At 42.9% G+C, this 13,457-nt stretch carries 11 protein-coding genes; 1 reads left to right on the forward strand and 10 read right to left on the reverse strand.

Features of this window, described 5'->3' with window-relative positions:
• Window positions 1-10 precede the first annotated feature (10 nt).
• The 10 genes from HRU80_13265 to HRU80_13310 all read right to left on the reverse strand — a co-directional run bounded on the left by HRU80_13265 (window position 11) and on the right by HRU80_13310 (window position 12,954).
• Complete coding sequence (locus tag HRU80_13265; protein QOJ29790.1) at window positions 11-1,213, reverse strand: aminotransferase class I/II-fold pyridoxal phosphate-dependent enzyme; 1,203 nt, start codon at window positions 1,211-1,213, stop codon at window positions 11-13.
• A gap of 22 nt (window positions 1,214-1,235) precedes the next feature.
• The gene (rlmB, locus tag HRU80_13270; protein ID QOJ29791.1) at window positions 1,236-1,979 is read right to left on the reverse strand and encodes a 23S rRNA (guanosine(2251)-2'-O)-methyltransferase RlmB; all 744 of its coding nucleotides are present in this window, start codon (window positions 1,977-1,979) and stop codon (window positions 1,236-1,238) included.
• Window positions 1,979-2,851: a prolipoprotein diacylglyceryl transferase gene (gene lgt / locus HRU80_13275; protein ID QOJ29792.1), complete on the reverse strand. Its 873-nt coding sequence runs from the start codon at window positions 2,849-2,851 to the stop codon at window positions 1,979-1,981. Before lgt ends, rlmB begins: the two co-directional genes overlap by 1 nt.
• A gap of 14 nt (window positions 2,852-2,865) precedes the next feature.
• Entirely contained in the window at window positions 2,866-3,411 is a 546-nt protein-coding gene (locus tag HRU80_13280; GenBank protein ID QOJ29793.1) for a hypothetical protein, read from the reverse strand.
• Window positions 3,404-4,675 carry a histidine--tRNA ligase gene (locus HRU80_13285; GenBank protein QOJ29794.1) on the reverse strand — a complete coding sequence of 424 codons (1,272 nt, stop codon included), beginning with the start codon at window positions 4,673-4,675 and terminating at the stop codon, window positions 3,404-3,406. The genes HRU80_13280 and HRU80_13285 overlap by 8 nt, the downstream gene beginning before the upstream one ends.
• Window positions 4,672-5,142, reverse strand: a complete 471-nt coding sequence (locus HRU80_13290) for a PTS sugar transporter subunit IIA (protein ID QOJ29795.1) — start codon at window positions 5,140-5,142, stop codon at window positions 4,672-4,674. Before HRU80_13290 ends, HRU80_13285 begins: the two co-directional genes overlap by 4 nt.
• Before the next feature lie 339 nt (window positions 5,143-5,481).
• Entirely contained in the window at window positions 5,482-6,216 is a 735-nt protein-coding gene (locus HRU80_13295) for a hypothetical protein (protein ID QOJ29796.1), read from the reverse strand.
• 439 nt (window positions 6,217-6,655) lie between these two features.
• Window positions 6,656-8,746, reverse strand: a complete 2,091-nt coding sequence (locus tag HRU80_13300; protein ID QOJ29797.1) for a T9SS type A sorting domain-containing protein — start codon at window positions 8,744-8,746, stop codon at window positions 6,656-6,658.
• A gap of 623 nt (window positions 8,747-9,369) precedes the next feature.
• Window positions 9,370-11,253, reverse strand: coding sequence for a T9SS type A sorting domain-containing protein (locus tag HRU80_13305; protein QOJ29798.1), 1,884 nt, complete (start codon window positions 11,251-11,253; stop codon window positions 9,370-9,372).
• A gap of 96 nt (window positions 11,254-11,349) precedes the next feature.
• Window positions 11,350-12,954: a hypothetical protein gene (locus HRU80_13310; GenBank protein ID QOJ29799.1), complete on the reverse strand. Its 1,605-nt coding sequence runs from the start codon at window positions 12,952-12,954 to the stop codon at window positions 11,350-11,352.
• Between HRU80_13310 and HRU80_13315 the strand changes: the two genes are divergently transcribed.
• A complete protein-coding gene (locus HRU80_13315) occupies window positions 12,953-13,231 on the forward strand; it encodes a hypothetical protein (GenBank protein QOJ29800.1) in 279 nt (92 codons plus the stop codon). The genes HRU80_13310 and HRU80_13315 overlap by 2 nt on opposite strands.
• Window positions 13,232-13,457 lie beyond the last annotated feature (226 nt).

A 13,457-nucleotide genomic window follows, 5' to 3' on the forward strand; every position in this document is an offset into this window, starting at 1 on the left:
TCCTTTTTAATTAACTATTCTGGAATTTTTCAAAGTAAGCTGCTATGCTCTTATAAGCCTTCTCAAGGATTTCTTCATTCGGAAGAAATACTACTCTGAAATGCTGCGTGCCAGGCACCTGTCCGAATCCGCTTCCGGGCACAACAACTACTCCCGTCTCTTTAATAAGTCCCGAGACAAAGTCTGCATCCGGTTTATCAGTGTGCAGCCGCGGAAATGCATAAAACGCTCCTTCGGGCGCGACACAAGTAATCCCTTTGATACTGTTCAGCATTGATACCGTCAGATCTCTTCTGCGGGTCAGTTTTTCCATTGCCAGACCGATATGACTCTGATCACCCAGCAGTGCGGAGTGAATTCCATGCTGTTCAGGATGGTTGGCGCTTAGACGCGCGCGGAGAATTTTGTTTATTGCTTCAATATAATCCGTAAGAAGCGCTTTTTCACCGCTGATAATACCCCAGCCAATACGGAAACCGGGTACAAAATAGTTCTTTGATAATCCTCCGAAGGTAATGCAGGGTACATCCTTATCGAGCGATGCAATTGAGACGTGATGCTTTCCGTCATAGAGCAGTTTATCGTAAATCTCATCGGCAAAAATTACCAGATTATTCTCTTTAGCAATCTTAATAATTTCCCGCAGAATATCTTCAGTATATAAGGAGCCGGTAGGATTATTCGGATTAATCAGAACAATTGCTCGTGTCTTGCTGTTTATCTTGGAACGGATATCATCAAGATTAGGCTGCCAGCCGTTATTCTCATCAAGATAGTATGGGTTTTCAATGGCTCTCAGTTTGCTTGAAATTGCCGTATAAAGCGGATACCCGGGAGTGGGGGTAAGCACATTTTCATCATCATTCACCAGAGCAGTCAGGCAAACTTCAATTGCTTCACTTGCTCCGTGTGTGATAAATATATCATGAATATTGCTGATGCCTTTGCGTTCAGCCTCTTTTTCAATTGCATCAACCGCCTGTTTAATACCTGAGGAAGGGGCATAGCCGTTTTTATTGCTAAGCATTGCCTGATAGGTATCTTCAACCAGGTGTTTGGGCGGAGCAAAGTCATAAAGATTCGGATCGCCGATATTCAGATAAAGCATTTCTTTGCCCGATTTGGCAACCTGGTTTGCAAGCACCACGATATCGCGGACTGCGTAGGTAATATTTTCTGTTCTGATTGCAGGTTTAATTGCTCTGCTGCTCATGATTTATTCCTTTTAAATTTTACTATACCCGCGGCCTGCCGGCAGCCTTTTTCTTCATAATTTCAAAAAGAAGAATTCCGGCAGCAACGGAAACATTTAACGATTGTATCTTACCCCTCATAGGTATCTTTACCTTGAAATCACTCAGCTGAAGGAGAAGTCGCCTTACTCCTTTTTCCTCATTCCCCATGATAAACGCAATTTTACCGGAATAATCCGGCTCTGAATAATCTAAACTTTCTTCCAAAGAGGAAGCACCAATCCAGTAACCGATGTCCTTAAGTTTTTTTATATAATCAGACAGATTCCTAACTGCACAAATCTGCAGATGATTAAGCGCTCCCGCTGAAACTTTAGATACTGTTTCATTCAGAGGAGCTGAATTAAACTTTGTGGTAATAACCGTCTTAACTCCGGCACATTCAGCTGTTCTGAGTATAGCCCCCAGATTATGGGTATCCTGAATTGAGTCCAGCAGAATAATTAATTCATCCTGATTCTTAGCCAGCATCTCAAGACATTCTTCTTCCTCAAGAAGCCGTTTTTCCGGAGTAAGGGCAACCACTCCCTGATGATTTCCATCACCGGCAAGTTTCTTAAATTTATCCTGCTGTAACTCCTGCCAGGGAAGTTTTTGTCTGATGACGATTCCCTTAATCTCATCAATAACATCACCTTTTATTCCCCTCAGGAAATATACTTTAAGTATATCCTGCTTTGATTTAAGAAGTTCTAATACCGGTTTTCTGCCGAAAAATTTTGGCATTATTTTCCTTTTTTAGCTTTTGGCTTTTTAGAAGCAGCTGTTTTATACTGATCATTAAGGGAATTCAGTGATGGCGCAGTCTTCATCATAACAAAAAGAGCAGCGCCGCTTAACATCAACCCAATGGAGATAAGCTGTGCTTCAGAAAGGCCAAAGACCAACCGGGGGTTAAGCCTGATAAACTCAACCAGAAAACGGAAAAGCCCTGAAAAAATCAGATATATACCAAAAATCTGGCCGGTTCTCCAGTCTTTTTTAAGCAGGTAGCGCAGAAAGAAAAACAGTGCGGCAGCAGCCAGGAATTCATAAATCGGGGTTGGGTGCAGAGGTGTGTCATTCGGTACTAACCCATTCGGAAATCCGGCGGCAATATCTGAACCGGCAAACATATCAACCGGTTTTACAATCCCGTTCTCGTAATTGGTACCCCAGGGAAGCGTGGTCGGTATACCATAATCCCCGTCACCTGCAAGATGACAGCCGATTCTCCCGATTCCATACGCAAGCGCAAGTGCAGGGGCTGTTATATCTGCAACATAAAAAAAATTGATACGTGTTTTTCTGGTATAAATAAAAATTGCAATGGTTGCAAGTATCAGACCGCCATAAAAAGTAAGCCCTCCCGGAGAAAAAGCCATCTCAATAGGGTCTTTGATAAACGCATGCCAGTTCTCAATCAGGTGGAGCAGTTTGCTTCCGATAATACCAAATATAATCGCAATCAGGGTAACTTCAGTTGCATATGCCTTATCCAGTCCCCGTTTTTCATAATCGTAATTAAGGACAAGATTAGCCGTTATGAAGGCAATGCCCAGCATGAGTCCGTAACTGTAAACCGTAAAGGGACCAATACTGAATAATTCAGGTAACATAGAAGGGGAACTCCTCAGCCAAAAGTAAATTGTGAAATATCCGTCTCAAACTGACAGAAAATTCTGTCAGTTCCCTGGTTGCCGGAACTGGTTGAACGGATTTCAATTGTTTTGTTATATATATTAAACGCAACCTGGGCACTGTTCACAGTGCCATCCTGTTTGACAATGTTTACGGTAAAATCACCGAATAAATCCTCGAATCGCAGAAAAGAAACCGCAGAATATGAGTTTGTGTAGTAGCTGTTATTAGTACTGAGACCAAGCAGGCTAATGGTAATCTGGTCTTTTTGCTTTTTCACTTTGGTGGTGATTGAATAATTCAGCTGTGAAAACAGCCGGAACGTGCTCAGTTCTACTATATAATACTGTTTGCCCGTCAGTTTATCAAAGCTGAAGTAAAAGCGAATGAGATATTCAAGATTCGTTTTGCCAAGCCGCTTCCTGTCCTCAATCAGAGTGGATTTCCTGACTTCCGGGTCATCCTGCGGCTTTTTTGACTTAACCGCTGCTTTTGATTTGAGCTTTTTCTTCTCTTCAACAACTGCTGATTTAGCCATGCAGATTCTTGGTAATAAAGTTAACGATTTGATTCAAGGCTACAATTTCCTGAGAACTGTCTTTCATGTTCTTAATCGTACAGTTTCCATCCCCTGACTCATCGCCTCCAAGGATAACGACAAATGACACTTCCAGTTTATTTGCTTCCCTCATCTGAGCTTTCATACTGCGGCCCAGTATATCTATTTCAACAGATATGCCTTCGTCACGGAGTTCTTCCGCCACTCTGAATGATCCCGCGGTGTTATCCCGCTTCAGATTTGCAATATATACATCCGGGTGGCTGTTCCCGCCAAAAGCGATTCCTTCATTTTTGGCAGCAAGCAGAATTCTTTCAACTCCGGCAGCGAATCCGACACCCGGAATTGCAGGTCCGCCCAGATCACTCACCAGATTGTCGTATCTGCCGCCCCCGCAAAGTGCGCTCTGAGAGCCGACTTTTCCGCTAACGATTTCAAAGGTGGTTTTAGTATAGTAATCGAGTCCGCGGACAAGCTGATAATCCGGCTGATAAGATACTCCCCGCGAAGAAAGCACTTCCTCCACGAGATTAAACTCAGCTCTGCTCTCTTCATCAAGATACTCATAAAGAAGAGGCGCTTCAGCCATGATTGCCTTGTCCTGCTCTTCCTTGCTGTCAAAAATCCGGAGGATATTCGTGTGAAACCGCTTCTGGCTTTCAGGGGAAAGAGAGTTCATCCGGCCATTCAGATAGTGACGCAGTTTTTCTTTATATGCCTCACGTGCCGCAGGTGAACCAAGGGAGTTAATCTTAATGGTAAGATCCTGTAACCCTATTGCTTTCAGAATTCCTGCCGCAGAAAGAATTATTTCACAGTCAGAAAAAGGTGAACTGCTCCCGAGAATTTCAGCACCAAACTGGTGGAACTGCCTGAGACGGCCTGCCTGGGGCCGCTCCTGACGAAACATCGGAGCAAAATAGAATAATTTAGTAACCTGACTCTGGTTAAACATCGAATGCTCGATAAACGCCCTTACAACCGGAGCTGTCATTTCCGGCCTTAGTGTAAGTAGGTCATCCCCTTTGTCACGGAAAGTGTACATCTCTTTGCTGACAATATCGGTTTCTTCCCCTATTCCCCGCGAAAAAAGCGAGGTGGATTCAAAAACCGGGGTTCGTATTTCACGAAAATTGTATCTGCTGAAAATCCGGCGGGATAATTCTTCAATCCGGTACCAGGCACCCATTTCATCGGGCAGAAGATCTTTTGTCCCCGGGACTGCTTTAATGGTTTTGCTCATAAATCAAAATATTTGGATTCTTCTTCGGCAAAAATCCCTCTTATTTCCGCGGCAGATTCCGCCAGGCGGAGCTTTTCGCGGAACTGATCATTGGACATCATTCTGGAGATGCGGCTGAGAATCTTAATATTAAAACTGACGCTGTTTTCCCTGCCAATCATCAGCAGGACGAGATACACCGGCTGGCCGTCTAAAGAACTGTAGTTTATCGGATTATCAGATTTTCCGAATGCTATAATAATGTCACTTATTCCATCTGTTTTGCCGTGCGGAATGGCAAAGTTTTTACCGACTCCCGTACTCATGACTTTTTCTCTGTCAAAAACCGATTGCTTCACTTTCTGGAAATCCAGCACTCTCGGGTCATGCTCAATAAGTTTCAGCATTGCTTCTATAACCTGATTTTTATCAGATACCGGCAGGTCCGTTGTGATTAATTCAGGTGTCAGAAGTTCAGATATTTTCATGAGCAACAGGGTTTTCTGGTTAGAATTCTTGAAATTTACAGGTGCAAGATACTCATTTTAAAATTTGGAAAAACGGGGTAAATCCCAAAAAGAGCATCGTTTATGGGGGTAAAATTGAGGGGATTCCCTGTAATCCCCGCTACAAGTCCAGCCAAGAAAGGCAGCTTTCCAGAAGGGGTATTTCAGTCCTTTTTACCAAAGATTCCTGTGTTATTCCTCCCCTCGCTCAGAGAGAGAGAGCTGCCTGCCTCAGAAAATTACCTTGATTTTATGTGGCATCAGAAACAGTTCACCCGGTGCAAAACCTGAGAGCAGTCCTCACTGTCACTATAAAAAAATTCAATCCTGTTTAATCAGGTCACAATGCCCTGTCAGCACTCCGTAAACGCTGTCAACGATTTCGAAGAGTCTGCCTGATATTCTGTTCCAGACTTTATTATATTTTCCTTCAAAGTTAAATTTCCTGGTCGGGGAATACAGAGTGAAGAAAACAAGAGGATAACGTATTGAGTAAGCGCCTATGGTCACCGGCTCTTCATAACTGGCATATCCGGTTCCGGCAGGAGAATTAAAGCGTAAGGTTCCGCTGCCTGAAAGAGTGTCATTCTTAAAAACTGTATTAAGTGAAATCTGCAGACCAGTCTGGTTAAAATTATTATGCACCCAGGTTCCTGAAAAATTCGGAGAGATTCTGAAACTTATGCCGGTTGATGCCCTTACATCCTTAAACTCCTGCGATTCTATTGTGAGGTAGCAGTTCGGAGACGGAACTATATGCACCGGTATATAATATTTATAATAACCAAGATCAGGAATATTCAAAATTGAATCGATAATTGTACTTTTTTCAAACAACCGCAGTTTTAACGGACCCGCAGGTTTTGAGGAAGTCCATGTAACTTCAATGGTGTCACCAACATTGAAAATTCCGCCGCCTGAAGGATATTTCAGGTAAAGTACCGGTCCTGGTTCCTGCGGATTTGCATGAATTGACAGATCATCAAGATAACAGGAGGTCTGCATAACCAAAGAGACAGAGAGAACCAAAAGCAGTAACGGAATATTTTTTTTCATTTGCTTTCCCTTAGGATTATAACTATTCAACTTCTCTCTTAAAGCTCTTTTCAGAATCTTTCATAACTGATTATAATACGGCGATTATTCATCAGCCCGACGGATTAATAAAAAAGATACTTCTTGAACTTAGAGAAAAAATCAATAGTGGCAAAATCAAAGAAATATCCACCGGAAATAAACTATGCACAAGAAAGCTTTTTTGAATACTTAAAGAAATTATTCACATTCATGTCTGGCTGATACTTTTTAGTATGAGCGCTATTAAAAGTTTAATTGTCTTGTGAACTGCAACTTCCCCCGGTTCCGGCTGATAGCGCTGGTGGTATGGAGGATATAATCCTGAAATTCAGTCGATAAACAATAATTTTCTGAGGAAACCCCTCCGGGATGATCGATCCCGGAAAGGTTTTTGTTTTGGCTATTAAGGCAAATGTCGTTATTTCAAGTAAATCATCTTCTTCATTATCTTCTGTCCATCAGCTTCCAGAATATAAAAGTATATACCAGAGGTATAGCCCTCAGCAATAAAGCCGACTTCATACTCACCTGGCTCATGGTAGCCATTTTTTAGCAATGCTATCTGGCTGCCCATTACATCATACAATGCAAGTTTTATGTTTCCTGATTTACCTGCTGTGTATTTAATTGTTGTCTGGCTGTTAAAAGGATTAGGATAATTCTGGCTTAGACCAAACTCTAATGGTAAGTTAGTTGAGTTTTCTTCAGCAGAGGTTAGAATTTCAGCTAGTGGCCTCCTCCACACGCCAGCAGCCGATATACCAGCAAAAAGATTTGTTTCACTGAAAGCTAAAGACCACACACTAAGGTATGGCAAGCCATCATTGACCTGCGACCAACTCGTCCCGTTGTTCGTAGACAGAAACACTCCACCATAAGTCCCGGCAAGAAGATTCGTCCCGCTTACTTGAAGTGATAGGACATTAAGATTTGGCAAACTGTTATTAACAGCAGACCAACTTGTCCCGTTGTTGGTTGAAAGAAACACACCACTATCATAAGTACCAACAAAGTAATTTGACCCAATCACTGCAAATGAAGTGATAAATGAATGAGCTACTCCGGTAAAGACCAGCGTCCAATTTGCCCCGTTGTTCGTAGAAAGAAATACTTCGCCGTTCCAAGTCCCGGCAAATAGATTTGTTCCATGAACGGTCAAAGTCCGAATATTAGAATTTGTTAAACCAGAATTTACGGCCGTCCAGTTAGTGCCACTGTTCGTGGAAAGAAACACACCGCCGCCCCAGGTTCCTGCAAACAGTCTGTCACCATCCACAGCCAAAGAATAAACAAATGAATTATCCAAACCATTATTAACGACCGTCCAATCTGAACCGTTGTTCGTTGAAAGAAATACGCCACCACCATAAGTTCCGGCAAAAAGTTTGGTGCCATTCATAGCAAGAGACAGAACAATATACTCCGATAATCCGGAATTGACCTCACTCCAATTTGTACCGTTATCCGTAGAAAGAAATACACCGCCGCCCCAGGTACCCGCAAAAAGATTATCTCCGTTCATCGCAAGAGCCAGAACTTCAAAATCTGTCAATCCGGAGTTAACCGATTCCCAGTTTGACCCACCGTTTGTGGAAATGGACACGCCGCTTAAAGTGCCTGCAAAGAGATTGGTTCCGTTCACTGATAGGGACCTGACATCATAATTTTTTAAGCCAGAATTGACTGATGTCCAATTTATCCCGTTATTAGTGGAAAGAAACACACCTCCACCCCATGTCGCGGCAAAGAGGTTGGTTCCGCTAACAGAGAGAGTATGTATATAAGAATTAGTCAGGTTGGAGTTGACGCTGTTCCAATTAGCTCCATTATTCGTAGAAAGAAACACACCTCCACCCCAAATACTTGCAAAGAGGTTCGCTCCGATCACCGTCAAAGAATTTACTGAGGAAAGTGAAGGCAAGCCCTCATTGACCATTGTCCAATTGCTTCCGTTGTTCGTAGAAAGAAACACAGCAGCTCCTTGAGTACCAGCAAAGAGATTTGTCCCGTTTACTAAAAGTGTTTGAACAACAGTTTCCGCTAAACCAGAATTGACTGCAGTCCAGTTTGATCCGTTGTTCGTAGAAAGAAACACACCGCCGCCATGAGTTCCGGCAAATAAATTCTCCCCATCCGTTGCAAAACACAGGACTTCATGCTCTGTTAAACCGGAATTCACCGCTACCCAGTTCGACCCATGGTCTGTAGAAAGAAACACACCACCACTAAAGGTCCCGGCAAAAAGGTTTGTCCCGTTCACAGCAAGAGATTTAATATAAAAATCCGTTAAGCCGTTACTGACAGCAGCCCAGGTTGCACCATTGTTTGTGGAAAGAAACACCCCGCCGCCTTCAGTCCCGGCAAACAGATTTGACTCGCTCACAGCAAAGCAATTTACTTGACCGCCATAAGGTCCGTTTGTTTGCACCCATTGAGCAAATAAACCAGTGCTTGATAACGAGATAACAATAGATACAACTACGTAACGTAAGAATAAAAATCTTTTCATGGTGTTTGTTCCCTTAATTAGCCGGTTATGTTTATTCGATTAATGTTAACAGTATAAAGAATAGATCCCGGGAGTCAATTTCAGAAATTTCGATAAGAGAAATATCTATTTTTGGTGCGAGGAACAAGGAATCGAGGAACGAGGGTACCCATGGAAATTCCACTTTGTTGTTTTAGACGGGACAAAAATAGAACAAACCGGAATAAATGTCAAGTTTTACGGGACTTGACAGTCCGATTCCGTTAAATCAGTGGGTCCAAAGCGCGGGTTTACCTCTGCGATACTTTGCGGAAAACTCAGCGTCCTCTGCGTTAAAATTATACCCGTTAAAGTTCTTTTTCTTTGCTCCTTTGCGCGAAATTGTTGAAGGATTTAGGGATTCAACTCTGTGCGATTTTACGCTAAAAAGATCACATCCGTGCCCGGGCATTCGAAATTCAAACTTCATAATTCATCACTTATAATTCAAAGACCGAATGTCATCTGTTTGTACGAAAATTGAGTCAGGAGCATTCTTCATTTTTTCATTCTTCATCATTCATTCCTCAAGACAGATTGTCATCTGTCTGTACGAAGATGCAATAAATGCAATTCATACTTCAATATTCATAATTCATTTGTCGTTATTTCATCAGCACCATCTTTTTCACTTTACTCGTCCCTGCTGCTTCGAGTGAATAAAAGTATATTCCGGATGGTAAATTCTCTCCGCTAAAATCAACTTCATACATTCCTGGCTGATGAAATTCATTTTTGAGCAGCAGCATTATCCGTCCCATAACATCATACACAAGCAGCTTCAAGTGTCCTGCATTTCCAACTTCATAGGTAATTACGGTCTGGTTGTTAAAAGGATTAGGATAGTTACCAAGGAGCCGGAAACTCTGTGCAGACGTGCCTGCTTCATCTGCTCCGGTTACCAGAAGTTGTGAAGAAGTTTGTGCAAGTATCTCCGGCTGATTACCCTGCGCCTGATACAACTGCAAAAACTGCTGAATATCAGGATGAGAAAGATGTGAGAGGTGATGTACTATTTCAGGCTTAACGGTCTGAAAACACACTTCTGCTGAAACAATCAGATTACCTGAGACGGAAACCGGAATACGGTACTCAGTTATATCAGCCCCAGTGCCTTCTGTTCCGTTTTCATCAATATTAAAATTCAGGTCATTACTGACTCCGTAAATTTTGACGGTATCGTAGGATAAATGCCCCGAACTGAATCCGGCTGGCGGAAGCCGGTTATCCTTGATATATCCGGCTGCGCGGAGTAATGTATAGGTCAGTTGGCCATCACTGTTGGCGAGCACCGGTTCATAGATCTGAACCTGATCTTCAGAAGTAATAAGATCATGATGAGGTTCAAAGATGGAATCTTTCCCTGTGATTTCGCCAGATGTATCCCATGCCCCGGATTCAAAAATCACACTGCCGCTCTGATCCGAAACTGTAAGATGAATCCACATTCTCCGAAGAGGTATTCCTGAGGGAATTTTGTGCCCGGCCAGATTCTGCAGCCGGACTTTTACGACAAGTTCACTACCTGACTGAAAGTTTTGAAGACTCAAAGAAACTGATTTCTGTTTTGTCATTTCAGCAGTTCTCATCATTGTGGTATCAAAGTGAGAGGCCGATGCAGTTAAACCAAGGGTTGTAATGTTATCTTTCAGCATGTTCAGCATAAAAAGATTGCTTCCGGCAAACTCATGTTTCCAGAACGGACTTCTCAGAGTGGTATGCCATGGCGGGGTAGTGGATATATCAATCCCGTCACTAATCGAAGGCATATGGCAAGTCTGACACTGCACACCTCCCTGACTATATACACTATTTTTCCATTCAATGTACGGCGTCTGCTCCGGGAAATAGCCCGCCGGCTGATTCTGAGAATCAAAATACGGTGTGAAAAGAGTATGACAGGTCGCACAAAGTTCTGATGTGCCTATATGCGGGCTGAATACGGAAGTATAATTAACGGAGGTTATCATAGGCCCGGTAAGCGGATTTGTATAAGGTCCATATATCGTCCGGGAGGGTTTAATCGTATAGCCCCCTGAATAACTGCTGTCACTCCCCATATTTCCGGGATCTATCTGATGACACAACGTGCATGAAACACCATCATTTGCCATGGGACTTGCTTTCATCTGAGCCATCGTGAAAAACTCCTGTCCGTCGTGCTTCGCCTGAGCCCAGCCCAACGGAGCATGACACCTTGTGCAGGTAGTTTCTATCGTATTAATCAGCGCGGGAAACTCGATCCCCTCTGCTGCCACGAATGCCCTCCACAAGGGATCCTTTGATGAGTTTGCCATGATAGAGGATCGCCAGTGTGTAACGGGTGAAATATCAGTCCCATTATGAGTAAGCACTGTTGTCCCATTACTGCTATGGCAGGCAACACAGTTACCTGAGCCGGAAAACAGACTGGAAGTTTGTGTGGGGAGCGAATTCTGAGCCTGCGTTGTAAATATGCCGCAAAGTAAAAGAGCTATAATACGATTCATGTTAAAGCATTTCTGTTATTCTGACATTGGACAATTTTCACTGTAGCCGGGTTTAGTATAAAACCGGAATTATTTTTTTTTTTCTCCTGAATACCGCTATTCAAGTTTCAGCATTTTTACTGCAGAGGAAAGAATAACAGGATAATTCTTTTCTTCGTAGTATAGCTTCTTAAATACTTCGATATCAGGATGTTGATGACTAAACATATATTCGGCTATTTCCGGTTTCAGAGTCTGATAACAGATTTCTGCTTCAATTTTAACGGATTTAGTTTTTTTTAGCGGAATCCGGTATTCTGTTATATCAGTTCCTGACCCTTCGACTCCGGCGGTAGTCAGGTTAAAATCCTTGTCTTCACCGGTCCCAACCGGCTTTAATATATCATAGAACTCGTGATCACTTCTGAAACCTGCGGGAGGAAGCCGGTTATCTTTGAGATATCCGGATGCGCTCAGAAGCGAAAGTGTTTTGTTATTCAGATAATCCTTCAGTACCGGTTCATATATCTGTATCTGATCACCGGAGGTTATCACATGGTGATGAGGTTCAAAATCCCTATTTTTGCCTGTTATTTCACCCCGTTCGTCCCAGCTGCCTGATTCGAACAGAATCCTGCCGTCATCATCATTTACTTTCAGATGTATCCATATCCGGCGGAGGGGAATTCCCGTGGGGAGTTTATGACCAGTCAGATTTTTAACTTGAACGTTTGCAATCAGCATGGTGCCATTCATTTCAGCATCAAGAGAAAGTTGAACCGTACCCTTTTGAAGAAATTTTTGAGCACTTTCTTTTGTGACTTCGAATAGTCCGGGCGAAGCAGTCAGATTAAGATTCTCTGCATTTTGCCCTAAAATGGATGCCATATAAGCATTTGCCCCCCTGAAGTCATGCTCACTAAAGGGTGAGCGCAAAGTTTTATGCCAGGGAGGCATTCTGGCAATATCAATTCCTTCCTCTATTTTGCTCATATGGCAGTTTTTGCATTCAATTCCATTTCCGGGATATATACTGTTTTTCCATTCTGGATATGTCATCTGTTCAGGGAAAGTGCTCCTGGTCAGTTTTCCATTCTCAACAACCGGGGTAAAAAGTGTGTGGCAGGTTCCGCATAACTCTGACTCAGCTATGTGAGGGCCGTGTACCGGCGTATATCCGGTGTGATTAATCATCGGATTAGGGAAGGGATCTTCATACGGGCCATAAATTTCCGCAGCACCGGTGATGATATATCCGCCGGTAAAACTGCTCTCCTTGCCGAAGTTCTCCGGCTGAATCTGATGGCAGACTGTGCAGGAGACACCATCATTTGAGAGAGGATCTGCCTTCATCTCTTTCATGGTATAAAGCTTCCGGCCATCGTTTATTGCCTGAGTATAGCCCATGGGTGCATGGCAGCGGGTGCACGTGCTCTCAATTTCCCGGGAGAGTTCCGGGAATTCCAGTGTCTCCGCTGCTACCATGGCCCTCCAGAGGGGATCTTTGGAGGAGTTTGCCATTATGGAGGATCGCCATCCGGTAACCGGGGAAACATCCCTTCCTTTATGGGTGAGTACCGAGCTTCCGTTGCTGGTGTGGCACATTACGCAAACACCGGAACCGGAGAAAAGTTCGCTGGTTTCTTCAGGAAGTTCAAATTGTGGGAAAATGACACCGGAGAGAGTCAGGAAGGAAAAGAGAAAATAACAAAAGGTGTTCATGAAAACTCAAAAATCTGATAAAACTAAAATAATGCTCCCCCGGTTAACAAACCTGAAAAAACAGCTATTTCCCCGGGTTGGTAACTTTGGGGACAAAATCCTCATCCTTACTTTTTCTGAAGTCCACTTTAGAAAAGGTCTTACTTTTTCTAAAGTCAAGTTGCCATTTGGTAAGATAATGAGAAAAACAGATCTCAGAATTATTGAAAGATTAGCTTATCTTAAAAATTGTACTAATAAAACGATTGCCACGAATACACGAATAATTCACGAATGAATTCCGATCCGTGCTAATCAGCGTTGTAAAGCATCCGTAAAATCATCGTGCCATAGCCGGGTCTCAGTTCTGAGTGTCTTTGCGTTAAAAAAACACATCCGTGCCCCGGTAAGAGTAATTCATACTTCATAATTTATCACTCATAATTCAAAGACAGATTGTCATCTGTCTGTACGAATTTCTTGTTCAATCCGTGAAAATCAGCGTTGCGAAGCATCTGTAAAAT

The sequence above is a fragment of the Ignavibacteriales bacterium genome (assembly GCA_015709675.1).
Lineage (GTDB): Bacteria > Bacteroidota > Ignavibacteria > Ignavibacteriales > Ignavibacteriaceae > H2-BAC3.

What these genes read in the sequence shown, in the direction of transcription:
- HRU80_13295 (QOJ29796.1), bottom strand. Translation starts at nt 6,216, where the DNA reads ATGAAAAAAAATATTCCGTTACTGCTTTTGGTTCTCTCTGTCTCTTTG.
- HRU80_13310 (QOJ29799.1), bottom strand. Translation starts at nt 12,954, where the DNA reads ATGAACACCTTTTGTTATTTTCTCTTTTCCTTCCTGACTCTCTCCGGT.
- HRU80_13290 (QOJ29795.1), bottom strand. Translation starts at nt 5,142, where the DNA reads ATGAAAATATCTGAACTTCTGACACCTGAATTAATCACAACGGACCTG.
- HRU80_13315 (QOJ29800.1), top strand. Translation starts at nt 12,953, where the DNA reads ATGAAAACTCAAAAATCTGATAAAACTAAAATAATGCTCCCCCGGTTA.
- HRU80_13305 (QOJ29798.1), bottom strand. Translation starts at nt 11,253, where the DNA reads ATGAATCGTATTATAGCTCTTTTACTTTGCGGCATATTTACAACGCAG.
- HRU80_13300 (QOJ29797.1), bottom strand. Translation starts at nt 8,746, where the DNA reads ATGAAAAGATTTTTATTCTTACGTTACGTAGTTGTATCTATTGTTATC.
- lgt (QOJ29792.1), bottom strand. Translation starts at nt 2,851, where the DNA reads ATGTTACCTGAATTATTCAGTATTGGTCCCTTTACGGTTTACAGTTAC.
- HRU80_13265 (QOJ29790.1), bottom strand. Translation starts at nt 1,213, where the DNA reads ATGAGCAGCAGAGCAATTAAACCTGCAATCAGAACAGAAAATATTACC.
- HRU80_13280 (QOJ29793.1), bottom strand. Translation starts at nt 3,411, where the DNA reads ATGGCTAAATCAGCAGTTGTTGAAGAGAAGAAAAAGCTCAAATCAAAA.
- rlmB (QOJ29791.1), bottom strand. Translation starts at nt 1,979, where the DNA reads ATGCCAAAATTTTTCGGCAGAAAACCGGTATTAGAACTTCTTAAATCA.
- HRU80_13285 (QOJ29794.1), bottom strand. Translation starts at nt 4,675, where the DNA reads ATGAGCAAAACCATTAAAGCAGTCCCGGGGACAAAAGATCTTCTGCCC.